Origin of the sequence: Dietzia sp. SYD-A1 (genome assembly GCF_015356725.1) — a bacterium.
Taxonomy (GTDB): Bacteria; Actinomycetota; Actinomycetes; order Mycobacteriales; family Mycobacteriaceae; genus Dietzia.
Genome location: NZ_JADDKI010000081.1, coordinates 1 through 22,990, shown reverse-complemented (window position 1 = coordinate 22,990; position 22,990 = coordinate 1). Strand labels below are relative to the sequence as shown.

21 protein-coding genes and 2 pseudogenes are annotated in these 22,990 nt (G+C 67.0%); 10 read left to right on the top strand and 13 right to left on the bottom strand.

Features of this window, described 5'->3' with window-relative positions; genetic code table 11:
* Positions 1-576 (bottom strand): MaoC family dehydratase (locus IY392_RS04340; protein WP_194860600.1); only part of this gene is annotated, 576 nt, incomplete at its 3' end.
* 120 nt (positions 577-696) lie between these two features.
* On the opposite strand from IY392_RS04340, the gene IY392_RS04335 reads away from it, so the two are divergent.
* From IY392_RS04335 to IY392_RS04325, 3 genes are all read left to right on the top strand, one after another.
* Positions 697-1,851, top strand: coding sequence for an acyl-CoA dehydrogenase family protein (locus tag IY392_RS04335; protein ID WP_194860599.1), 1,155 nt, complete (start codon positions 697-699; stop codon positions 1,849-1,851).
* Entirely contained in the window at positions 1,848-2,300 is a 453-nt protein-coding gene (locus IY392_RS04330; RefSeq protein WP_194860598.1) for a MaoC family dehydratase, read from the top strand. The genes IY392_RS04335 and IY392_RS04330 overlap by 4 nt, the downstream gene beginning before the upstream one ends.
* A gap of 276 nt (positions 2,301-2,576) precedes the next feature.
* Positions 2,577-3,932 (top strand): PhoH family protein, encoded by a 1,356-nt coding sequence (locus IY392_RS04325; protein WP_107756801.1) that lies wholly within the window; start codon positions 2,577-2,579, stop codon positions 3,930-3,932.
* A 6-nt stretch (positions 3,933-3,938) separates the two neighbouring features.
* On the opposite strand, the gene IY392_RS04320 is transcribed toward IY392_RS04325, so the two are convergent.
* Together IY392_RS04320 and glpX are read right to left on the bottom strand one after the other, a co-directional pair.
* Positions 3,939-5,342: a class II fumarate hydratase gene (locus tag IY392_RS04320; protein ID WP_107756800.1), complete on the bottom strand. Its 1,404-nt coding sequence runs from the start codon at positions 5,340-5,342 to the stop codon at positions 3,939-3,941.
* Positions 5,343-5,435: 93 nt separating this feature from the next.
* Complete coding sequence (glpX, locus tag IY392_RS04315; RefSeq protein WP_107756799.1) at positions 5,436-6,446, bottom strand: class II fructose-bisphosphatase; 1,011 nt, start codon at positions 6,444-6,446, stop codon at positions 5,436-5,438.
* A gap of 148 nt (positions 6,447-6,594) precedes the next feature.
* Between glpX and IY392_RS04310 the strand changes: the two genes are divergently transcribed.
* Positions 6,595-7,158, top strand: a complete 564-nt coding sequence (locus IY392_RS04310) for a DUF4245 domain-containing protein (RefSeq protein ID WP_107758141.1) — start codon at positions 6,595-6,597, stop codon at positions 7,156-7,158.
* 60 nt (positions 7,159-7,218) lie between these two features.
* Here the strand turns inward: IY392_RS04310 and IY392_RS04305 are convergent, their stop codons facing one another.
* From IY392_RS04305 to IY392_RS04295, 3 genes are read right to left on the bottom strand one after another with little or no spacing between them, the layout of a single operon-like run.
* Positions 7,219-7,446 (bottom strand): exodeoxyribonuclease VII small subunit, encoded by a 228-nt coding sequence (locus IY392_RS04305; protein ID WP_107756798.1) that lies wholly within the window; start codon positions 7,444-7,446, stop codon positions 7,219-7,221.
* Positions 7,446-8,762: an exodeoxyribonuclease VII large subunit gene (xseA, locus tag IY392_RS04300; protein WP_194860597.1), complete on the bottom strand. Its 1,317-nt coding sequence runs from the start codon at positions 8,760-8,762 to the stop codon at positions 7,446-7,448. Before xseA ends, IY392_RS04305 begins: the two co-directional genes overlap by 1 nt.
* Positions 8,759-9,142 (bottom strand): hypothetical protein, encoded by a 384-nt coding sequence (locus IY392_RS04295; protein ID WP_107756796.1) that lies wholly within the window; start codon positions 9,140-9,142, stop codon positions 8,759-8,761. The genes xseA and IY392_RS04295 overlap by 4 nt, the downstream gene beginning before the upstream one ends.
* 72 nt (positions 9,143-9,214) lie before the next feature.
* Between IY392_RS04295 and IY392_RS04290 the strand changes: the two genes are divergently transcribed.
* Entirely contained in the window at positions 9,215-10,195 is a 981-nt protein-coding gene (locus tag IY392_RS04290) for a 4-hydroxy-3-methylbut-2-enyl diphosphate reductase (RefSeq protein ID WP_107758140.1), read from the top strand.
* Between the two features lie 13 nt (positions 10,196-10,208).
* Here the strand turns inward: IY392_RS04290 and IY392_RS04285 are convergent, their stop codons facing one another.
* Entirely contained in the window at positions 10,209-10,700 is a 492-nt protein-coding gene (locus IY392_RS04285; RefSeq protein ID WP_182612949.1) for a DUF6542 domain-containing protein, read from the bottom strand.
* Between the two features lie 11 nt (positions 10,701-10,711).
* Positions 10,712-12,226, bottom strand: coding sequence for an AI-2E family transporter (locus IY392_RS04280; RefSeq protein ID WP_182612948.1), 1,515 nt, complete (start codon positions 12,224-12,226; stop codon positions 10,712-10,714).
* Positions 12,227-12,325: 99 nt separating this feature from the next.
* Here IY392_RS04280 and ychF point away from each other — a divergent pair, with 99 nt between their 5' ends.
* Positions 12,326-13,405 (top strand): redox-regulated ATPase YchF, encoded by a 1,080-nt coding sequence (gene ychF, locus IY392_RS04275; RefSeq protein ID WP_194860596.1) that lies wholly within the window; start codon positions 12,326-12,328, stop codon positions 13,403-13,405.
* A gap of 211 nt (positions 13,406-13,616) precedes the next feature.
* On the opposite strand, the gene IY392_RS04270 is transcribed toward ychF, so the two are convergent.
* Together IY392_RS04270 and IY392_RS19555 are read right to left on the bottom strand one after the other, a co-directional pair.
* On the bottom strand, positions 13,617-14,273 hold the full coding sequence (locus IY392_RS04270) for an HNH endonuclease (RefSeq protein ID WP_194860595.1): 657 nt from the start codon (positions 14,271-14,273) through the stop codon (positions 13,617-13,619).
* A gap of 7 nt (positions 14,274-14,280) precedes the next feature.
* Entirely contained in the window at positions 14,281-15,288 is a 1,008-nt protein-coding gene (locus IY392_RS19555) for an HNH endonuclease (RefSeq protein WP_194860594.1), read from the bottom strand.
* A gap of 650 nt (positions 15,289-15,938) precedes the next feature.
* Here IY392_RS19555 and IY392_RS04260 point away from each other — a divergent pair.
* From IY392_RS04260 to IY392_RS04250, 3 genes and pseudogenes are all read left to right on the top strand, one after another.
* Positions 15,939-16,664, top strand: a pseudogene (locus tag IY392_RS04260) (recombinase family protein).
* A gap of 744 nt (positions 16,665-17,408) precedes the next feature.
* Complete coding sequence (locus IY392_RS19065; RefSeq protein WP_228549002.1) at positions 17,409-17,978, top strand: site-specific integrase; 570 nt, start codon at positions 17,409-17,411, stop codon at positions 17,976-17,978.
* Between the two features lie 30 nt (positions 17,979-18,008).
* Positions 18,009-18,938, top strand: coding sequence for a hypothetical protein (locus tag IY392_RS04250; RefSeq protein WP_194860593.1), 930 nt, complete (start codon positions 18,009-18,011; stop codon positions 18,936-18,938).
* Here IY392_RS04250 and IY392_RS04245 read toward each other — a convergent pair.
* From IY392_RS04245 to IY392_RS04235, 3 genes and pseudogenes are all read right to left on the bottom strand, one after another.
* On the bottom strand, positions 18,935-19,396 hold the full coding sequence (locus tag IY392_RS04245; RefSeq protein WP_194860592.1) for a hypothetical protein: 462 nt from the start codon (positions 19,394-19,396) through the stop codon (positions 18,935-18,937). The two genes, IY392_RS04250 and IY392_RS04245, sit on opposite strands and share 4 nt — an antisense overlap.
* A 181-nt stretch (positions 19,397-19,577) precedes the next feature.
* Positions 19,578-20,932: pseudogene (locus IY392_RS04240) on the bottom strand (FAD-binding protein).
* Between the two features lie 245 nt (positions 20,933-21,177).
* Positions 21,178-21,714, bottom strand: a complete 537-nt coding sequence (locus IY392_RS04235; protein WP_182612947.1) for a TetR/AcrR family transcriptional regulator — start codon at positions 21,712-21,714, stop codon at positions 21,178-21,180.
* An 84-nt stretch (positions 21,715-21,798) separates the two neighbouring features.
* Here IY392_RS04235 and IY392_RS04230 point away from each other — a divergent pair, with 84 nt between their 5' ends.
* Positions 21,799-22,719 carry an SDR family NAD(P)-dependent oxidoreductase gene (locus IY392_RS04230; protein WP_194860591.1) on the top strand — a complete coding sequence of 307 codons (921 nt, stop codon included), beginning with the start codon at positions 21,799-21,801 and terminating at the stop codon, positions 22,717-22,719.
* Positions 22,720-22,990 lie beyond the last annotated feature (271 nt).

The window sequence follows — 22,990 nt, the reverse complement described above, 5'->3', positions numbered from 1 at the left end:
GTATGCGGCCACGTCCCAGCCCTCGGGCGCGGCCCACGGCCGGGTGGGGGCGGCCCCGATCGTCGACAGGTCGTCGGCGTGCGCGCACGACGCCGGGTCGACCCCCGGCGTGAGCGGCAGCATGGCGCACCGGTGGAAGTCCAGGACGGTCCGCCCGTCCTGGTCGGTGGTGGTCACCCTCAGGGCTGCCAGTCCGGTGGGGGCGCGACCCGGTGAGGGACTGGTGGTCCTCAACCCGACGACCTCGGTCCTGGTGGACAGGGTGTCCCCGATCGCGGGCGCGGTGTGCAGACGCAGACCGCGGTAGAAGAGGTTGGCCCTGACGCGCTGGGTGAGGACGGTGGACTGACCGATCGCCACGTCGATGACGAGTCCGGGGTGGGCCACCGTGCCACCGGTGACCGTGCGGGCGAGATGGCGGTCCAGGGGGAGCCGCAGGCGGTCGCCGAGGATGGCCTGGTGGGTCGCGGCGAGCCCGTCCGTGAGGGTCACCGCCGGGGCGTCGACGACGACCTGCCCCACCGCCAACTGATCGAAGTGGGGTCCGCCGACGGGGAACTGGCCGCGACTGTCCATGGCCGTCATCCTAGGCAATCCATGAGCATGATTATTGACGGATGTGCGGCGGGTTGGGACGATGAGCCGACGTCCACCCGGGCGGACGACCGAGCGACGACGACGACGAGGTGCTGCGCGGTGCCGGAGCTGAACGAGGACGAGGCCTATCTGGTGGCGACCGTGCGCCGCTTCATCGACCGTGAGGTCAGGCCGTCCGTCCGCGAGACGGAGCACGCGGACTCCTACCCCGAACGCTGGATCGAGCAGATGAAGCAGATCGGGATCTACGGTCTGGCCGTGCCCGAGGAGTACGGCGGGATGCCGGTCTCGATGCCCTGCTTCGTGCACGTGACCGAGGAGCTCGCCCGCGGGTGGATGTCGCTCGCCGGTGCCATGGGCGGGCACACCGTGGTGGCCACGCTGCTCACCAGGTTCGGCACCGAGGAGCAGAAGGCCGCCTACCTCCCGCGGCTGGCGACGGGTGAGGTGCGGGCGACCATGGCGCTCACCGAGCCGGGAGGGGGGTCGGACCTCCAGGCCATGGGGACCACCGCGCGTCCCGACGGCGACGACCTCGTGATCACCGGCACCAAGACGTGGATCTCCAACGCGCGCCGTTCCGGCCTCATCGCGCTGCTGTGCAAGACGGATCCCGCGGCCACTCCCGCCCACAGGGGGATCTCGATCGTGCTGGTCGAGCACGGGCCCGGCCTGACCGTCTCGCTCGACCTGTCCAAGCTGGGATACAAGGGCGTCGAGACGTGCGAGTTGGCGTTCGACGGCTATCGCACGCCCGTCACGCAGATCCTCGGCGGTGAGCCGGGGCGGGGATTCGCCCAGATGATGACGGGCCTGGAGACCGGACGGATCCAGGTCGCGGGCCGCGCCCTCGGGGTCGCGGCGGCCGCCCTGGAGGACTCGCTCGCCTACGCGCAGCAGCGGGAGTCGTTCGGCCAACCGATCTGGAAGCACCAGGCGATCGGCCATCGCCTGGCCGACATGGCGACCAAGCTCTCCGCCGCACGCCAGCTCACGCTCCACGCGGCGGAGCGCGCCGATGCCGGCGAGCGCTGCGACATGGAGGCGGGGATGGCCAAGCTCTTCGCCTCCGAGGCCGCCATGGAGATCGCGCTCGACGCGGTACGGATCCACGGCGGCTACGGGTACTCCACGGAGTACGACGTCGAGCGCTACTTCCGGGACGCCCCGCTCATGATCGTGGGCGAGGGGACCAACGAGATCCAACGCAACGTCATCGCATCGCAACTGGTGCAGCGAGGAGGACTGTCATGAGGGTGTTCGAGGGGCTGGAGCAGCTCGAGGCCGAACTCGGCCGACACCTGGGGTACAGCGACTGGATGGAGATCACGCAGGACCGGATCGACGCGTTCGCCGAGGCCACCGGGGATCACCAGTGGATCCACGTGGATCCCGTCCGCGCGGCGCAGGGGCCGTACGGCGCCACCATCGCCCACGGATACCTCACACTGTCCCTGCTGCCGGTGCTGGGGGTGGAGGTTCTGGACATCCGTGGATTCCGGATGATGATCAACTACGGCGTCGACAAGGTCCGGTTCCCGGCCCCGGTCCCGGTGGGCTCGCGGATCCGCGCGGGCGTCGAGCTCACCTCGCTCCAACGCAAGTCCGCCGGAGTCCAGCTCAACAGCCTGGTGACCGTCGAGGTCGAGGGCTCCGACCGTCCGGCGGTCGTGGCCGAGACCGTGCGGATGATGGTCGAGTGAGGCGGGGCCGAGGGTTCCGGGGCGGGAGAGCCGGGTCCCCGGCCGCAGGTGTCGACGAGTCTGACGAATTCACGATGAGTTAACTCACAGGTGTGTGATTCGGGCGTAGCGTGACTCTCAACGGTCGGTGGGGAAGCCGACCGTCGGGAGGTCCCAGCCGATGATCGACGCACTCGATCGGGAGGGGGCCGGCACCCGGCCCCGTCACCACCAGGTGACCTGAGCCGACCGGTCCACCCCCAGCTCGCCCGCGGTGCCGCGGGCCAGGAGTCCGCCGTGACCGACACCGTACGCACCTACGTCCTCGACACCTCGGTTCTGCTCTCTGACCCGTGGGCCGTCACCCGCTTCGCCGAGCACCACGTGGTGTTGCCCATCGCGGTGATCGGGGAGCTGGAGGGCAAGCGACACCACCCCGAGCTCGGCTACTTCGCCCGAGAGGCCCTCCGACTCCTCGAGGACCTGCGCCTGCGCCACGGACGGCTCGACGGCGACCTGCCCATCACCGACGAGGGCGGCACCCTGCGGGTGGAACTCAACCACACCGACCAGACGATCCTGCCGACCGGCTTTCGCAACACCGGCGAGGATTCTCGGATCCTCGCGTGCGCGCTCAACCTCCGCGCGGAGGGCCAGGACACCGTCCTCGTCTCCAAGGACGTGCCGCTGCGCGTCAAGGCCGGATCGGTGGGGCTGCCCGCAGACGAGTACCACGCCCAGGACGTGGTGCTGACCGGGTACAGCGGGGTGGCCGACCTGCCCGCCACCCAGGATCTCGTGGACACCCTGTTCTCCGACGGTGGGGCGTCGCCGCTCGCGGCCCGCGCGGCCGGGTTGGACGTGCAGACCCCGGTCCACTGCGGTATCCGGGTCCAGACCGAGTCGTCGTCGGCACTGGCCCGCGTCACCGACGGCGGCGGGTTGAAGCTGGTGCGCGGGGATGTCGAGGTGTTCGGCCTGCGGGGCCGCTCGGCCGAGCAGCGCATCGCCATCGACTGCCTGCTCGACGAGTCGATCGGGATCGTCTCGCTCGGGGGCCGGGCGGGAACGGGCAAGTCCGCGCTCGCCCTGTGCGCCGGGCTCGAGTCCGTCCTCGAGCGGCGCCGCCACCGCAAGATCGTCGTGTTCCGGCCCCTCTACGCCGTGGGTGGCCAGGAACTCGGCTACCTCCCGGGCAGCGAGACCGAGAAGATGTCGCCGTGGTCGCAGGCGGTCTTCGACACCCTCGAGGGCCTGGTCAGCGAGAACGTGATCGACGAGGTGATGGACCGGGACATCCTGGAGGTGCTCCCGCTCACCCACATCCGCGGCCGGAGCCTGCACGACTCGTTCGTGATCGTCGACGAGGCGCAGTCACTCGAGCGCAACGTGCTGCTCACCGTGCTCTCCAGGCTGGGCACCGGGTCGCGGGTCGTGCTCACCCACGATGTGGCCCAGCGTGACAACCTGCGCGTCGGTCGTCACGACGGCATCCAGGCGGTGGTGGAGAAGCTCAAGGGACATCCGTTGTTCGCGCACGTGACCCTCAACCGCTCGGAGCGGTCGGCGATCGCCGAGTTGGTCACCACGATGCTCGAGGAGTTCCACCCGGACGCCCTGCCCGGGGAGTTGCGCCGGATCCACGCCGCCTGACCGGCGTCAGCGCTCGCGGTCGAGCCCCGTCATCCCCAGCACGTCGAGGCGGCGGTCCAGCTCGTCCTCGCTCAGCGGATCGGGGACGAAGCCCAGGGCGATCACGGCCTCGCGGATCGTCATCCCCTCCGCCAACGCGTGCTTGGCCACCCGGGCGGCCTCCTCGTAGCCGATGGCCGAGTTCAGCGGGGTGACGATCGAGGGCGAGGACTCGGCGTAGCGGCGCATCCTGTCGACGTCGGGTTCGATCCCGTCGATGCAGCGCTCGGCGAACAGGGTGGTGGACGTGGTGAGGATCCGAGCCGATTCCAGGACGTTGCGGGCCATCACCGGGATCGCGGTGTTGAGCTCGAAGGCCCCGGTCGCGCCGGCCCAGGCCACGGCCGCGTCGTTGCCCACCACCTGGGCGGCGACCTGGGAGATGGTCTCGCACAGTACCGGATTGACCTTGCCGGGCATGATCGACGACCCGGGCTGCAGGTCCGGCAGGTGGACCTCGGACAAGCCCGTCATGGGACCGGACCCCATCCAGCGGACGTCGTTGGCGATCTTCGTCAGCGAGACGGCGATCGTGCGCATCGCCCCGGAGAGCTCCACCAGACCGTCGCGGGCGGACTGCGCCTCGAACGGGTCCGCGGCCAGGCGCAGCTCCTCGAGCCCGGTGAGGGCGCGCAGTTCCTCCACCACCGCGGAGCCGAAGCCGTCCGGTGCGTTGAGGCCGGTGCCCGCGGCCGTGCCGCCGATCGGGAGTTCGCCCACCCGGGGCAGGGTGGCGCAGACACGCTCGGCCCCGGCCCGGAGCTGGCGCGCGTACCCCCCGAACTCCTGGCCCAGGGTCACGGGGACCGCGTCCATGAGATGGGTGCGGCCGGACTTCACCACGTCCCGCCACTCGACGGACTTCCGCTCGAGCGACTCGGCCAGCCCGCTCAGTGCGGGGACGAGTTCGGTCAGCGCCACCTCCGTCGCGGCGACGTGGGTCGCGGTGGGGAAGGTGTCGTTGGAGGACTGCGACATGTTGACATCGTCGTTCGGGTGCACGGTGACACCCTCTGCCGCGCACAGCGACGCGATGACCTCGTTGGCGTTCATGTTGGAACTGGTGCCGGAGCCGGTCTGGAACACGTCCACGGGGAAGTGCTCGTCGACCTCCCCGTCGGCGATACGGCCGGCCGCGGACACGATCGCGTCGACCTTGGTCTGCTCGAGGAGCCCGAGACGACCGTTGACCGTCGCGCACGCGGACTTGAGCAGGCCGAGCGCGCGGATCTGTGCGCGCTCGAGACCGCTGCCCGAGACCGGGAAGTTCTCCACCGCCCGCTGCGTCTGGGCCCGCCACAGCGCGTCGACCGGTACCCGGACCTCGCCCATGGTGTCGTGCTCGATACGGAATCCACTCTGGTCAGCCATACGGGCCAGAGTAGGCGTGGCCGCCGCCCCGTGCAGCCGCTCCGCGGGCCCGGCCCCGTGCGACCGCTCGGGGCGGCCCCGGGCCGGGGAGGGTCAGTCGTCGCGGGTCCCCTGGCCGTAGTCGACCGCCGAGAACTCGCGGAGCTTCTCCATGCGGTGGCGGGCCTCGACGTGCCGGACGGTCCCCGACTTGGACCGCATGACGAGGGACCTGGTGACGGCGCCGTTGGAGCGGTAGCTCACGCCGCGGACCATGTCGCCGTTGGTGATGCCGGTCGCCGCGAAGAAGCAGTTGTCGCCCTTGACCAGGTCGTCGGTGCCGAGGAACGCGTCGACGTCGAGTCCGGCGTCGACCGCTTTCTGGCGCTCGGCCTCGTCCTGGGGCCAGAGCTGCCCCTGGATCTCCCCGCCCATGCACTTCATGGCGCAGGCGGTGATGATCCCCTCCGGGGTGCCGCCGATCCCCATGAGCATGTCCACCGAGCTGTCGTCGGAGGCGGCCGCCACGCCACCGGCCACGTCCCCGTCCATGATCAACCGGACCTTGGCGCCGGCCGACCGGATCTCCGCGATGAGTTCCGCGTGCCGGGGGCGGTCGAGGACGCACACCGTCAGGTCCCCGACATCGATGTTCTTGGCCCTTGCCACGGAGATGATGTTCCACTCGGTGGACTTGGACAGGTCGATGTGGCCGACCGCATCCGGTCCCACGGCGATCTTGCGCATGTAGAACACCGCGGAGGGATCGAACATCGCGCCCCGCTCCGCGACGGCGATGACGGCGATGGAGTTGGGGCGGCCTTCGGCCATGAGGCGCGTCCCGTCGATCGGATCCACCGCCACGTCGACGGCGGGTCCGTGCCCGGTGCCGACCCTCTCGCCGTTGAACAGCATCGGCGCCTCGTCCTTCTCGCCCTCGCCGATCACCACGACGCCGTCCATGTCCACGGTGCCGATGAGCTCGCGCATGGCGTCCACGGCCGCGCCGTCACCCCCGAGCTTGTCTCCCCGGCCCACCCACCGGCCGGCCGCGAGCGCGGCGGCCTCGGTGACTCGGACGAGCTCCATGGCGAGGTTGCGGTCGGGACGTAGGGCGTCTGACATGTGGCGTCGGGCTCCTCGGATAGCTGCAGGCGGACGGGCAGTGGCGGCTCGCCGCGTGATGGGGTGTCGGCGCTCATTGTTGCACCTGTCGGCCCTCGCCGGGGGCCAGGCGCCCGACATGCCCCGGCCGGGTGGGATACTCGACGCCGTGGCCGAGCCGAAACCGAGAATCCTGCAGGGTAACCGCGACATGTTCTGGTCGGTGGTGGTTCTCATGGTGATCGTCGGACTTTTCGCCGGTGTGTCCGGGCAGTGCACGTTCAGCCCGTCGGGACCTCAGCAGGGAGCGATCCCGGAGTTCGACGCCGACGCCTCCCTGCGTCAGGACGCGCGGAGTCTGGACTTCCCGGTCCGTTCCCCGGATGTCCCGGAGGGGTGGACCTCCAACTCCGGGCGCGTCGAGAGCTTCGCCGACACCACCTCGAGCCACGTGGGGTGGGTGACGGGGGAGCGCAGTTTCGTCGAACTGGTCCAGTCCGATGCCCCGGAGGAGGCCTTCCGATCACTGAACGGCGGGCCGAGGCCGAACCGGACGATCGTGCCGGTGACCGGGCGGGAATGGACCGTGTTCACCGGTGACGACGTCCGCCCGGTGTGGGTCCTGGACCTGGGCGACGTCCGGGTGGCGGTGACCGGATCGGCCACCTCCTCGGACTTCGAGGCGCTGGCCGCGGCGGTCCAGGACGCCGAACCGCTGCCCAGCGGTCGATAGTCCGCCGGCCGGACGACCCCGGGCAGGTGCACGCCGACCCACCGCGCGCGCCGCGGCCTCCTAGGTGCGGTCGCCCGAGTCGTCGTCGCCCAGAACGGCGTCGATCCGGTCGCGTGCCCCGTCGAGGTGTTCGGTGCACCGCGCGGCGAGCTCCTCGCCGCGCTCCCAGAGCGCCAGGGAGGCGTCCAGGTCCTGCCCTCCGGCCTCGAGGATGCGGACCACCTCGATCAGCTCGTCGCGGGCCTCCTCGTAGCCGAGCTGGGAGACGGGGGTCTGCTCGTCGGGCATCAGGACTGCTCCTCGGGTGTGGCGGGTTCGGGTGTGGCGGGTTCGGGTGTCGCGGCGGCGGAGTGTCCCGCGGCGGGGGTGGAGCCCAGAACGGCGGCGGACAGGGCCCCGTCCGAGACCCGGATACGCAGCTGTGACCCGGGCGGCGCGTGGGCGATCGAGGAGACCACGCGGCCGTCGTGGTCCCCGGCGACGGACTGGACCACCGCGTACCCGCGGGCCAGGGTGGCTGCGGGTCCGAGCGTGGTGAGCCGCGCCGCGAGGTGGCCGAGCGACGTGGACTCGGTCTGGACGATCCGGGTGATGTCCCGGCGGGCCGCCCGGAGTGCCTCCGCCACCACCTCGGCCCGGGACTCCACGATCCCGTACGGGTTCGCCATGACGGGGCGGGAGCGGACCGCGGCGAGCTGACCGCGCTCGCGCTCCACCCATCCCCGCAGTGCGCGCGCGGTCCTGGCACGGGCGTCGGCGATCCTGCGACGTTCCTCGATGACGTCCGGGACCACCCGTTTGGCGGCGTCGGTGGGGGTGGCCGCGCGCAGGTCGGCGACCAGATCGGACAGGGGTGAGTCCGGTTCGTGACCGATCGCGCTGACCACGGGCGTGCGACATCGCGAGATCGCCCGGACCAGGGCCTCGTCCGAGAACGGGAGCAGGTCCTCGACCGAACCGCCGCCGCGGGCGAGGATGATCACGTCGACGACGGGGTCGGCGTCGAGCTCGGCCAGCGCCTCCAGGATCTGGGGGACGGCCGACGGCCCCTGGACCGCGGTGTTGCGGACGGCGAACCGCACGTCCGGCCATCGTCCGCGGGAGACCTCGACCACGTCCCGCTCGGCCGCGCTCGCGCGGCCGGTGACCAGTCCCACACAGGTGGGGAGGAACGGCAGCGGGCGCTTGAGCCGCGGATCGAACAGACCCTCGGCCGCGAGGGCCTGCTTGAGCCTCTCGATGCGGGCGAGGAGCTCTCCTATGCCCACCGGGCGGATCTCGGAGACCTGGAGCGAGAACGACCCACGACCGGTGTAGAAGCGCGGGGTCCCGCGGATCACCACCCGGCTGCCCTCGGTCACCGGCACCGGGGCCTCGGAGATGAGCCGGGGCGGGCAGGTCAGGGTGAGGGAATTGTCCACCGAGGGGTCGCGCAGGGTGAGGAACGCCGTCCGGGTGCCGGGGCGCAGGCTCAACTGGGTGATCTGGCCCTCGACCCAGACGGCACCGAGCCGGTGGATCCAGGCGGCGATCTGGTCCGAGACCACCCGGACCGGCCACGGCTGTTCGGGGGTGCTGGGGGACCTCGACGATCCGGCGGTCACGTGGCGCGTGGGGTGACGCGGCCGGTCGGGACATCGGGGTCGTCGCCGTCGGCGCCCGCGTCCCCGTCCGGGCCCGCCGCGGTGCCGTACCGGGCGCCGTCCCCGGGCGTGTCGAGATCCTCGTCGAACGTCGCCCATTCCGGGTGGTCCGACCGGGCGGGGAACACCGTCGCGAGCACCCGGTCTCCCTTGACCGCGAGCCCCGCGACGGTCTGGCCGGCGTGGAGATACGTCTGCACCAGGCTGCCGGCGACCTTCACCGGGACCGTCGGGAGGGAGACCGCCGCCTGGACCGCACGCCCGGGGAGCTCCGCGGCGTACTCGACCGCGGAGGCGGCGACACCGATGGAGACGCGGGTGAGGAAGAAGGGTCGGAGCATGGGAACCTCTCTGCCGGGGGGCGTCCGGGAGGCGTGATGGTCGGAATCCAGTATGAACCGTACCCTGGTGCCATGACCGAGCAGACCGACATGATCGCCGAACCGGCAACCAAGCGAGTGCTTCTCGCGGAACCGCGTGGCTATTGCGCCGGCGTCGACCGGGCCGTCGAAACGGTCGAGAAGGCCCTGGCCAAGCACGGTGCACCGCTGTACGTGCGCAAGGAGATCGTGCACAACAAGCACGTGGTGGAGTCGTTCACCGACCAGGGCGTGATCTTCGTCGACGAGACGGACGAGGTCCCGCACGGCTCGAACCTGGTGTTCTCGGCCCACGGGGTCTCCCCGGCCGTCCGCGAGAGCGCCCTGCAACTGGAGTTGAACACGTTCGACGCGACCTGCCCGCTCGTCACCAAGGTCCACACCGAGGTCAAGCGCTTCGCCCGGGAGGGGTACCTGATCCTGCTGGTCGGCCACGAGGGCCACGAGGAGGTCGAGGGAACCGCGGGCGAAGCGCCCGACGTGGTGACCCTCGTCGACGGCCCCGAGTCCGTCGACGCCCTGGACATCCCCGTCGACACCGAGAAGTTGATCTGGCTCTCGCAGACCACCCTCAGCGTCGACGAGACCATGGAGACGGTCCGCCGTCTCAAGGAGAAGTACCCGACGCTGATCGATCCGCCGTCGGACGACATCTGCTACGCGACGCAGAACCGGCAGGTCGCGGTCAAGACCATGGCACCGCAGTGCGACCTGGTGATCGTGGTGGGGTCGAGGAACTCGTCCAACTCGGTCCGGCTCGTCGAGGTTGCCCTGCAGGCCGGTGCGCGCGACGCCCACCTGGTGGACTACGCCAAGGAGATCGACACCTCCTGGCTCGAGGGCGTCACCACGGTCGGGGTGACCTCTGGCGCCTCCGTGCCCGAACTGCTGGTGCGCGGGGTGGTGGACCTGCTGGCCGACCACGGCTACAACGATGTGTCCTCGGTGCGGACCGCGCAGGAGACCATCACGTTCTCCCTGCCCCGCGAGCTCCGGGTCCCCAAGAAGGTCTAGAGCGGCAGGGGAGTCACCGGCGCGCGTGCGCCGGAGCCGCCCGCCGCCGATGGGCCGGTGCCGGGCGGGTGCGCCGGGGTTCCAGGACGAACGCCCGGATCAGCGCGATCGCGACCACCACGAGTGTGGTGGTGAGCATCAGCGGGAACCTGGTCGCCAGCGGCAGGACCATCGAGATCATCTGCGACCGCGAGAAGGCCGCCGCGCTCAGGCCCGCCCCCGCGATCACCGAGGCCAGCGGGACCAGTACGGACATGATGATCGGCGGCTGAATTCCGGCGACGAACAGTGCGCGACGCGAGACCGCCAGCACCGCGATCAGGCAGCCGAGGAAGTACCCCACGGTGAAGCCGGTCCCCAGGGCCCCGGAGAGCGAATCGATCGCCACCCCGGTGAGCGTGACGGCGACCGCGAGCAGGACCGCCGACCAGGCGGGGAGCCCACGTACGGTCGAGACGACGGACCTCTCGTCCGCGGGGACCCGTCCGCTCCTGCGTGTGTTCACGGGATGAGACTCTAACCGTCGAGTCGGCGAGCGAGGAATCTGCCGAAGCGCCGCAGCACGTTGGGCTTGCTCTCCGAAGGCGAGGGTCGGTTGCCGTACACGGCGTGGGGATCGACCGGACCCGTGGGAGGATTCGCGTGGTCGGTCGACGGGTCCTCGGCGTTCGGGTCGGGCGGGACCACCTCGTCGTCGTCGATCGGCAGGGTCCCCACCACCGACCCACTCTCACCGGTCGCCTCGACCGACCCGCTGTCGGGTGCCCCGTGGGGGTGTCCCGGCCGGGTGTCCTTGATCCCCGCCATGATGGCGCTGCTGCTCTTGCGCAGTGGCGCGAACCTCGAACTGGACATCTCGCCGAGCCAGGCCGTCAGACGCCCCTCGTCGGTGGCGGACGCGAGGTCGGATGCCGTCACGTCCCCGGTCCGCAAGTCGATCTGCTCACCGAGGTACCGGAGCATCACGGCGGCCACCGCCAGTATCGGCACCGCGAGGAACGCCCCGATGATGCCGAAGAGGGTGCCACCGGCGGCCACGCCGAGCAGGATCACGACGGGGTGCAGGTTCATCGCCCGCGACTGGAGGATCGGCTGGAGGATGTTGCTCTCGAGCTGCTGCACCGCGATGATCACGACCAGCACGATGATCGCGGTGGTCAGGCCGTTGGCCACCAGCGCGATGAGCACAGCCAGCGCGCCGGCCGTGAAGGCACCGACGATCGGGATGAATCCGGCCAGGAAGGTGATGACCGCCAGCGCCCACGCCAGCGGTACGCCCAGGATGACCAGTGCCAGGCCGATGAAGAAGGCGTCGACGAACGAGACGATCGCCTGCGCGCGGATGTACCCGCCGAGGGTGTTCCAGCTGCGGGTGAGGACCTCGGTGAGGTGGCGACCGGCGTTGCGGCCGGCGATCCGGCGCACGAACGGCAGGAACCGGGGGCCGTCCTTGATGAAGAAGAACGTGAGCACCAGGACCAGCACGAAGGTGATGAGGAGCGAGCCCACCGCGGTGACGCCGGTGAACACACCGTTGGCGATCTGGTCGCCCCGGTCCTGCAGCGTCGAGCTGAGCTGGCCCAGCACGCTGTCGAGCTGCTCGTCCCGGATGTTCAGGGGCGGGCCCCGGAGCCAGTCCTGGACCTCGCCGATCGCCTCGGAGGCCTGGTCCGCCAACTGGACGCTCTGATCGATGATCGACGGGGCGATCAGGGCGAGGATGCCCGCGACGGCCCCGAGTGAGCCGAGGAGGGAGATGAGCGCGGCAAGCGCTTTGGGGACGCCGTGGCGGGTCATCCACCCCGTCGGGGGCCAGAGGACCGTCGCCACGATGAGCGCGAGCAGGATCGGTAGGATGCCCACCCACAGCGCGCCACCGATCTGGCTGAGCAGCCATCCCGCGATGAGGAGGATGGCCAGGCGCAGCGCCCAGTCGGTGACCCAGCGCCCGCCGAGGCCGATGAGGACGGACCGGTCGACGTACTCCTCGTCTGTCCCGACCGGGGGAGGCGGTTTCGGCTCGTCGCTCATGGCACACATCCTGTCAGAGGTCTCGCCGACGCGCTCCCTGTGACCGCCAGGGGTGGCGGGCAGCGGGGACGCGGGGCCCGGGCCGTAGACTCAGGCCTCGTGAGTCTCACCCTCGGAATCGTCGGACTGCCCAATGTCGGTAAGTCGACCCTGTTCAACGCCCTGACGAACAACGACGCGCTGGCCGCGAACTACCCGTTCGCCACGATCGAGCCGAACATCGGGGTCGTGGACCTGCCGGACCCCCGACTGGCCCGGTTGGCCGAGATCTTCGGCTCCGAGCGGATCCTGCCCGCGGTGGTGTCCTTCGTGGACATCGCCGGGATCGTCAAGGGTGCCAGCACCGGTGAGGGGATGGGCAACAAGTTCCTCGCCAACATCCGCGAGGCCGAGGCCATCTGTCAGGTCGTGCGCGTGTTCGACGACCCGGATGTGATCCACGTCGACGGCCGCGTCGACCCGATGGCCGACATCGAGGTGATCGCCACCGAGCTGATCCTCGCGGACATGGAGACCCTCGAGAAGGCCGTCCCGCGGCTGGAGAAGGAGTCCCGCAAGGACAAGTCCCTGGTGCCGCAACTCGAGGAGATCCGCAAGGCCCAGGCCGTGCTCGAGGACGGCCGGACCCTGTTCCAGGCACAGGACGAGGTGGACCGCACCCTGCTGCGCGACCTGCACCTGATGACCGCGAAGCCTTTCCTCTACGTGTTCAACGCCGACGAGGCCGTGCTCACCGACGCCGGGCGTCAGGCCGAGCTGCGCGCCGCGGTGGCTCCCGCCGACTGTGTGTTCCTCGACGCCAAGGTCGAGTCCGAGCTCCGCGAGCTCGACGAGTCCGACGCCATGGAGCTGCTCGAGTCGATCGGCCAGGAGGAGCCGGGCCTGAACGCGCTCGCCCGCGCCGGCTTCCACACCCTTGGCCTGCAGACCTACCTGACGGCCGGGCCCAAGGAATCGCGCGCCTGGACGATCCGCAAGGGCGACACCGCGCCCAAGGCCGCGGGCGTGATCCATACCGACTTCGAGAAGGGCTTCATCAAGGCCGAGATCGTGTCCTTTGACGACCTCGACGCCGCCGGGTCCATGGCCGCCGCGAAGGCTGCCGGCAAGGTGCGCATGGAGGGCAAGGACTACGTCATGGCCGACGGCGACGTGGTGGAGTTCCGGTTCAACGTTTAGGCCCGATCCGGCGACCTGCGAAGACGCTCTTGGACGGCTTGACTTTCCGGCCTCTGATCAGCCGTTATCGTCCGTCTTGGGGTCGCCTCCGGTCCGGCCCCGTACGCTCGCGAATCGCCTCCGAACGGGACTAGATCGGGACTAAAGCTAGAAACGGCGAAGGCCGGACCCTAGGGGGGTCCGGCCTCAGGACTCGCCGCCGAGTCAGGTGTCAAACGACTTGCCGGAGGACCTTCTTGTTGTGGTACTCGATGCTCTCCTGAGCAACCTCATGCCCTGGCTTGCTTCGGAGGCTCTTGAGGCTCAGCGGGATCGTCCCAAAGTCCAACATCACGTGATGGTTTGGGCACAGGACGACGATGTTTCCGGGCGTATCGGGGCCGTGGTGCGGTCCGCCGAGTGGGCGGATGTGGTGGGCTTCGGAATAGGTCTTCCCTTCGCCTAGCTTGATAGCCTTGCCGCAAATCTGGCACTCGTCCTTATGGAGCTCCTTGAGCTTGCGGGCCAAGGGCGTGTCGCGAAGGACTCGGTACGTTGTCGCTTCTGCTCGATCTGGTTGCTCGTTTCCGTCTGGAAGATCGACGGCTCGGGGTGTCTCTGGTGGAGCCTCTAGGTCGGCGGGTGTCGCAATCGTCTCGCGAAGCGCCCACACTCCGCTTCCGATTCCGGCCGACTTGAAGAGGTCGTCACTGCCCTTATAATTCTTGCTATCGCTGGAGTGTCGTTCGATGGTGTTCTGAACAGTCATTTTCCAGTGTGGCGTTAGTCCAGTGCGCCGCTTCTCGATTACTTCCAGTATTTCGTTTCGCGTAGCCCGTCCTCCAAGCTCACGCAAGGCATCTACTATCTCGTCGGACCACTTCTTCATTAATGCCTCATAACTGATTGTTTGTTGAAGACTGTTCGAGGAGCAGCCTTCTAACGTCATCTGGGGTTAGCCATGGCGTGCTTCGGTGGATCATTCTGTGGCAGTTTGAGCAAACAAGAACTAGGTCGCCAAGTTTGGTCGTCGTTGGGCCTGAAGCGTGGAGCGGCAAAACGTGATGAACCTCGATGAAATTTCGGCCTCGATTGCCGTACGCCTCTTCGAAATTGAATTCGCGAATCTCGCAGTAGACAGCCTTGTGGCCCTTTAAGAACGAACGAATTTTCCGATCTCTCAGCTTCTTATCGCGCTCTCGATGGAAATGCGTCCTCTGAAGGAGTCGGCCTTCCATCGCGCCCTCGTCCTCTTCATCCACTGGCGCTAGGGGGATGCCCTCCTCCACGGCTGTTGTAAGCGTGTGCCGGATTTGGGTTGCAAGCTCGTGCATGTACTCGGGGTCGGATAGGAATTGGTTGAGGACAACCCTGTCGATTTCACCGCCCTTGGTGGGCGCGCCTTCGTACTCCGGGTGATGCGTCGCGATGTCCACCGTTTTTCGTGCCACTCCGTTCGGGTTGCGGAACTTCTCGCTCCGGACTTCCGGTGGATGAAGCTGTGAGCGCTGCAGAATTGCCGAAAGCTCAACCACTCGGGGGTCTTCGGCGGTCAGGTATGCCCAGTTGTTCGCTGCTACTAGATCGCAGGCCAGGATCACTTCATCTCGCGCCCAAGGCGGCGAGCGGCGCGGGGGAATCCGGAAACCGAGAGCGCGAAGCTGTCGCCCAACCGTGGCGTCGCCGCCCGAGAAGTCCTCCGGCCGGAGAGGCTCTTTTCCGGACAGGTACCCGTGCGCAGCTCCGGCTATTGCTTTCGAGTCGTAGGATTTACCGTCCCGCTCCAGGAGATAATCTGTGGCTGGTCCAAACCTGTACTTCGCGCGAAAGGCATCTGCGCCAAGTTGATCAAACTCTTCGATAGCCGCAATGACTGCTTCTGCGGTGAGGTCTTTAAGGGTCACGTCTGAGAGGCTAGCTCGCGGGTAAGACAGAATCGCGGTTTCAGGCGTGTATCGCGTTCTGGACAACAGCGACCCCGCCCAGGTGGCTCGTCGCCTAGGCGGGGTCGTGGTGTCGGACCCGCCGCCACTGACCAGGACAAGTCAACTGGACCCAACGGACCGGCGTTCCGGCTCGGGCGCTGCTGTGACAAGTCAAACAGTCCAGCGTCCTTCGTCGTTCCCCTGCTTGGTTGGAAGCCCTCGCGCGGGGAACGTGCTCCGAGAGGGGTATTGCTCGGAGCGCCCGGCGGCGCTGGCTTGGGGGGTCGCGCCGCCGGGAGTCTGTGGGGTTGTTGGCTCGTGCGCTTGCGCGGAGGCGCTGCGGTGAGGGTTTCCGAGGCGTCGCGGCCTCGGTATGGCCGCTCATTCGGAACGGGGGTGTAGAGGCGGCCCATCGGTCCGTCGGGCCGTGAAACCTCTACGCCGTAATCGTTGCAGCTCAGAGGGTTTGCAGCGAAGATCGGTGCTGTCGCTCCAGGACCTTGACAGGCGTAGAGTTAGGCGTAAGGCGTAGACGACCGTATCCGCCGAGTTGACGGCTCCAGTCACCAGCGAGAAACCCACCACTTCAGAAATCGGACACGTCTGTCCCGAGTACGAGAGGAGCGACGATGAGTCGCCCACCGAAGGCCACGCCCCCAGCAGTGCCGGTGTCCAATCTGCCCTCAGTGGCGCCCAAGCCGGTCCGCCCGCTGTACCTCGGGTACGTCCGGGTCTCGACCGCCGAGCAGGCGGACTCCGGCCTCGGTCTCGAAGCGCAAAGCGCTGGGCTGTTCGCGGAAGCCGACCGGCGTGGCTGGGACATTGAGGTGCTGGCGGACAGGGGAGCGTCCGGGAGGCTGATCAACCCCGGCCTGCGGAAGGCGCTCGACCTACTCGCGGCCGGTCGGGCGGATGGGTTGCTGGTCTCGAAGATGGACCGGCTCGCCCGGTCGTCTCGCCATGCCGCCGAGATCATGGACCTCGCGCAGGACAAGGGCTGAAACCTCGTGTTGATGGATATGGGGATCGACCTGTCGACCCCTCCGGGGCGAGCGATGGCGTCGATGCTGGCGACTTTCGCTCAGTTCGAGCGTGAGCTGATCTCCGCGCGAACACGGGACGCCCTCGCCGCCCGCAAGGCCTCCGGGAAGCGCTTGGGCCGACCGTCGAGCATCCCCGCCGCGATCCTCAACCGCATCGTCTCCGAGCGCGAATCAGGCACCTCGTTCCCGATGATCGCGGCTGGGCTGAGCGCGGACGGTGTGTTGTCGCCGACGGGGTTGAGGACGTGGAACGAGTCGACGGTGCGGCGGGCGTATCGCTCCGCGACCGAGGCGCTAGAGGCGGTGGCCTGAGATGGGCGCGAACCGCTACTCGATTCAGGAGCAGACCCCGGGACGTTTCCGGGTGCGGTGGTACGACGACGCTGGCAAGCGCCGCTCGAAGACCTTCGGCTCCCGCACTGAGGTCAAGCGGTTTCTCAATGGGTAAAGGCGGACCTCGACCGGGGCGAGTACATCGACCCCTCCGACTCGAGGCGGACGGTGCGGGAGGTGGCGGAGCTGTGGCTGGAGTCGCGGAACCTCCGCCCGAAGCCGAAGCAGGCGTACCGCACGATCCTCGACTAGCGCATCTATCCCACTTTCGGCGATCGCCCCATCGGCGGAATCACCACCTTTGACATTGTTGCGTGGATTACCTACCTCTCGGCCGAGGGGAAGCGCGTCGGCCACAACAACAAGGGGGACGCCGACCCTGCGAAATCACGCACGGATCGGGACGCTAGGTATCGCGAGCGCAAGGCTGAGCGCGATGACGAGACGCCGAAGGCGGGCCTCGCGCCTGGAACCGTGCAAAACGCCGTCCGGGTCATGAACCAGGTCCCCGGCGCGGCGGTTCGCTCCCGGTACCTCCGGGGTAATCCGTGCGACGGGCTGACGCGGGAAGACCTACCTCGGCACCGCCGGGAGGAGGTCGCGTTCCTCTCCGCGCCCCAGGTCGCCCGTCTCGCCTCGGCGGTCGAGGGGGTCGTGGACGGAGTTGGAGGGGAACGGCCCGAGAAGTACCGACCGAGCGGCCGCGCAACGAGCTTCGGGCGGATGGTCCGGTTCGCGGCGCAGACCGGTCTTAGGGCGGGAGAGGTGTGTGGCCTGTGGTGGGAGAACGTTGACCTAATGCGTGGGCGGGTGAACGTCGCGGAGTCGATCTCTGCCGTCAGCGCCGACGAATTCCACGTCGTCCCCCCGAAGAACGGGCAGTCGCGGTGGGTGTCGATGACGCCAGACATGACCGAGGAGCTACGGGCGGTCTTCGAGGTTCGCGGACCGCAGCCGACGGACTACATGTGGCCGGGGGACGACGGCGACGACCTCCCGATGCACTGGGGGAGGGACTTCTACCTGCGGTACTGGAAGAGGGCAGCGGCTCGGGCTGGACTGCCCGACTCGCTCCGGTTCGACGACCTCCGTCACACCTGCGCCGCCCTGCTCATCGCTGCGAACGTCCCCGCCAAGGCGATCCAAGTGCACCTAGGCCACTCGTCCTTCAAAATCACGATGGACACCTACGGTCACCTGTACTCGGATGCGACCGACCTCGTCTCGGGGGCGATGGCCAACGCCTTCGCCGTCTCGGCGGAGCCGTCGAATGTGCGGCAGATGTGGGGTTAAGGCTGTTGAAGAATTTGATATTGTTCGAGTATGAGCAAAGGCTACACAAATCCCCAGGTAGCGGAGGAGCAGCGAAGAATTCGTTATCTCGAACAAATGCCCGGATACAATATTAAGCAAGAGTTGGATGCACTTAATTTAGCCTCTTGGATTATGTCCGAGAATGTGCAGCAGATCGACAGGCATCTTCGAGAATTTATCGGCACCGGTAAAATAGTCCACGAGTTGCCCGAAACTTACAGTTCGGAGCTTTCTCGTTTGCTGCTTAACTTTCTGGCCTCAGTGGGGAGCATGAGGGACGTACAGCTTCGATTAGTGCACAAGTACTGGGGAAAAGACAGCGATTTCGACATTCGAATCTACCGGCCGAAAGTTGCTGATCTGTTCGGCTCGGGGCCTGCTAAATTCTTGATAGACCTAAGAAACTATGTAATCCACCGCGGTGCGCCCGAGGCACACTTGGGGTCGAAACTAATAATGGAGCAGGGGCAACCCCCGCGGCATCTAAACTCGGTTCATTACAAAAAATCTGAGTTACTTGCTTGGAGCAAGTGGACGGGTCCCTCGAAGTCTTACTTGAATTCGCTCGCCGAGGAATTTGACCTAGCGGAACCAATTGAGCACTACAGCAACGCTGCCCGGGACTTCTTTGGCTGGTTCTGGAACAAATTCATCGAGGAGCACTCCAGCGAGCGGGATCAGTATCTGACTCGCGCGGCAGAATTCTGGGCGTGGTATGAGGAAAAGAACGTGGTGCCGGATTGGGTTAGGCAGCCAGGCGGGGAGCCTCCATCGGATTGGAAAGGGAAGTGGTCTATGCTCCCTCTCCGCGCACCAAAACGTGCGGCCAGATTCAAGCTAGGTACTGCTGGATTTCAACCGTTTACCGTCGATTCAAACGGCGAAGTGGCCGCCCCGGAGTCCGACGGATGGGGTCCCTTTCCCGATTACGATCGTTAACCGATCTTCCACTGCTTTTCTACTGTGAGGATCTCAGACGCTATATTCCTGATAAGTTCGTTTGCGTTTTCGACGGTCGGCGTGCTTTGTGCCCTAGTAACTAGCTGACGTAGGGCGGTTGACTTGCAATCTGAAAGGTAGTGTCCAAGGCTGAGGAACCACGGTCTCGCGTCGATGTCTAGCGCACGCTTGAAGTCTTCTTCGGCGGTTTCAAACGGGTCTGAAGGGTCGTAAAGAACGTTTCCCTCACTCCATGTCCTGTACTTGGTAAGTGCACTGTCTATGTCGTTTAACCCCGACTTCCATTGTTTTAGCTTGGCGGTCCTATGCTCCAATTTCTTCCTGCGTTTCTCAACTCCCCATTGTGCCCACGGTGTGACAAGCGCACTTGCCAGGCCGGTTACTAGTCCAGCAGCGCCTCCGACCAGCGCTGTGACGATTAACGGATCCATTGCCATGCTTGGATTATCCCATGATTCGGTCCTTCTCTTGGCTACGAACGGGACTAGAACGGGACTGTGACTCAAAAGGGCGGGGAGATCCTCGCAGGTAGGAGTAGGAATCAGGTTGATACCTAGAGTTCCGCTTCAACGTCTAGGGCGTGTCTCCCATAGTCGGGTACCGACTCGCGAGCTCCACTCAGGAGTAAGAGGCGCTCCCTAAGCGAAGTCGGCGAGCCAGGTCGGAGACGAAGACCCCTTCGGGGTCGACTGCATCCCGTGTGGTCTGCCATTCCTCAAGCCGCGGGTACATCGCCGCAATGCGCTCGGGAGTGGTGCGTGAGTCTTTAGCGAAGTAGAGACGACCACCGAGCTCGAGGACACGCTCGTCGAGCTCGTCACAGAATCGCGCTAAACGGTCCTTGATCGGGAAGTCGAGACTGAGCATGTACCCCGGCTGCGGCCACGACAGTGGAGCAGGATTGGCCTCACCCATGCGCTTGAACACGTTCAAAAACGACCTATGGCCGGACTCGGCAATCACTTGGACAACGGCGGCGAGCTGCTCTTCGGCGCCGAACGGAACCGAGAACTGGTACTGCAGAAACCCCTTCGGCCCGTAAGCCCTGTTCCATTCTCCGAGGAGGTCCAGCGGGTGGTAGAACTGCGTCAGGTTCTGGATAGTTCCCCGACCGTGTTTCGGGTACATGCGATACGCGGCTTCGGCGGCAACCCTTGTGGTGAGCCTGTTGACCATCCCGCTGGGGAAGATGTCCGGGACGGTGAACAGTTGCGGTGCGTTGAATCGCAGTGGGTCCCGGCGGAGCTTGGGTGGAAGCTGATCCAGGGTGGCCAGCGACCCGCGGGTGAATCCCGCCCGGCCCAGCTTTGAGCCGGTTGAGATGGTATCTGGCACTGACATCGAATAGTCGTAGCCGTCGTCGGAACCACCGGTGAGCAGTTCCATCGTCTCGTCGAGGTTACTGGTGCGGTCGTGATCAGCAATGAAGTACGCGGTCTCGGTGTGCTTCATCCGCACGCGCGCCCGGGCCACGATGCCGGTCAGTCCCATTCCGCCGACCGTCGCCCAGAACAGGTCACGATCCTCGCCGAAGGGAGTCAGGGTGCGGATGGATCCGTCAGCGGTGAGCAGATCAATGGACTCAACGTGATTGCCAAAGCTGCCGTGTGAATGTGGTTCTTCCCGTGAATGTCGGCGCCAATCGCACCACCGATCGTCACCTGACGGGTCCCAGGCAGTACCGGAACCCACAGGCCATATGGGAGAACCGCGCGCATCAGACTGTCCAGGGTGACGCCCGCGTCCAGATCAACGACACCTGAATCAGGGTCAATGTGGTGGATACGGTTCAGTACCGTCATATCGACGACGAGTCCGCCCGCATTCTGCGCCGGGTCACCGTAGCTGCGCCCCAGCCCACGGGCAATCACTCCGCGAGGGTCGGCGTGCCGCACAGCTTGCGCGATTACCTCAAGGTCGGGGGTGGACAACACCTCTGCCGTTGTCACCGCACATTTGCCCCACCCGCTCAGAGAACGCCTTTAGGTTGTGAACTCGGTCTCTGCAGTCATCCCGACAGGATAGTCACGCAGCCGCGCCCCTAACATCCTTCGTCCGAGGATGTATGGCGCGATCCACTTCCGCTGCTGTTCGGCAAAGCGCCGAACATGAGACGCCGGTGCCGCCAATCACCGCTTAGTTATAGGAGACACGCCCTAGTCGGCCTTCTATGACGGAGTCGGACGACCTTGTCGCTGTTCCGTGCCCGTCTGGCGACTCAGGTCGGGCTCAACCCCGCCAGAACCACCTCGAGTAACTGATCCCGGTCGCTGCCGTCCCCGAGCCGCACAGCGTGTTCGACTCCGCAGACGAGTCGCTGAACCTGGTCGAGCGAGATGTCCGGCCGCACAGCTCCCGCGGCAATCGCGTTGGTGAGTGTCGTCTGCGCGAGGCCGAAGAGTTCGTCGCGGAGGCCGCGCACCGCGGTGGAAGTCTCGTCCGAGAGCAGCATGAGTTGTAGACCCTCGTGCTGGAGTTGTCGGGTGGCCGTCTCCCGCACGAGCTGCGTGAAGGCACGGCTTGGGTCGGGTTCCTCGGCGGCGGCCCGGGCCTTGTCGACGAGTTGGTCCAAGGCCTCCAGGGTGAGTGCCTCGACCAGTGCGGTCACCGTCGGGAAGTGGCGGTAGACGGTGGCCACGCCCACGTCCGCCTGACGGGCGAGGTCGTTGAGGCGGAGCTCGGAGATCGGCTGCCTGCGCGCGGCCTCGAGGATCTTGGCGCGGGACCGTGCGGCGTCTGATCTGAGAGTGGGCACAGGCACACCCTACCAAAGTGGACTTTCTATCCGTTTCGGCGCTATCCTCTAAGTGGATAGACCATCCACTTAGAGGAGTTCATCATGACCTGGGATCCCACCCGCCTACCAGACCTCGCCGGGCGCGTCTATGCCGTGACCGGTGCGACCGGGGGTATCGGTTACTTCGCTGCTGAGCAGCTCGCCGCCGCTGGCGCGCAGGTGATCCTCGCGTCGCGGTCAGCTCGGAAGATCGAGGTGGCCGCGGCGGCGATCCGGGGTCAGGTGCCTGACGCCATCACCGGGTCCGTCCCCTTCGATCTCACGTCACTGGACTCTGTTCGCGAGGGCGCTGAACGGCTAGCGGTTCTGCCACGGTTGGACGGCGTTTTCCTGAACGGGGGTCCCATGGAGTTCTCCGCCCGGGCGAGGACGCAGGATGGCCTGCCCCTCATGGTCGGGGCCCACACGGTGTCCAATGTCGCTCTGGTCGCGAGGCTTCTCGACGCGTACTCGTCTCAGAATCGCGATCATCCCCTCAGGATCGTCCATGCCTCCACCGGGTTCGTTCAGCGGTTCCGCATGGAGGTGACGGACGTCCGCGCCAGGCCTCGCACCGGTATCGGCGCCTACATCCTGGCGAAGACGCTCACCGAACTGTATGCCTATGAGCTGGACCGGCGAGTGCGTGCCGCCGGCCTCCCGATCGCGTCCATCGTCACGCGACCGGGCGTGGGTGTTGACGCCAAGACGCCGCAGCGTCCGGGGATCCGGGACTCCACCGTTGCCTACCGGCGGAACCCGTATACGCCGTGGGCGCAGGGAAAGGATGCGGCGGCGTGGTCGGGTGTGCGCGCGCTGGCGAGCCCTGATGCCGTCGGTGGCGAGTTCTACGGCCCGAGGAAGCTTGCCGGGCCCCCACTCCGTCTGTCCCCCTCACTCCACACGAGCGCTCCGGACCCGGGCATCGCAGAACGGCTCTGGGCCGGACTCCACGACCTCGCCGGCACGCAGGTGCGCTTCTAGCGTGCGGACCAGTCAGCGCGTGACCATCGGAGTGGCTGAGGACCAGGACGGCCACGCCTGCGCTCAGCAGGGCATCGAGGCCGTTTCACCGTCGCGACGGCAGCCCTCGTCGTCGTCACACCATGTCGCGTGAGGGACCTGATCACGGTGACGTGAGCCGCGCGATCAGCCGTTCGACCCGCCGCTCCAGCGTGGCACCGTCCGGGGACACGAGCAGCGGGTGGATCGCGCTGTAGCGCTCGGCGCGGGTGAGCCGATCGAAGGCGGCGCT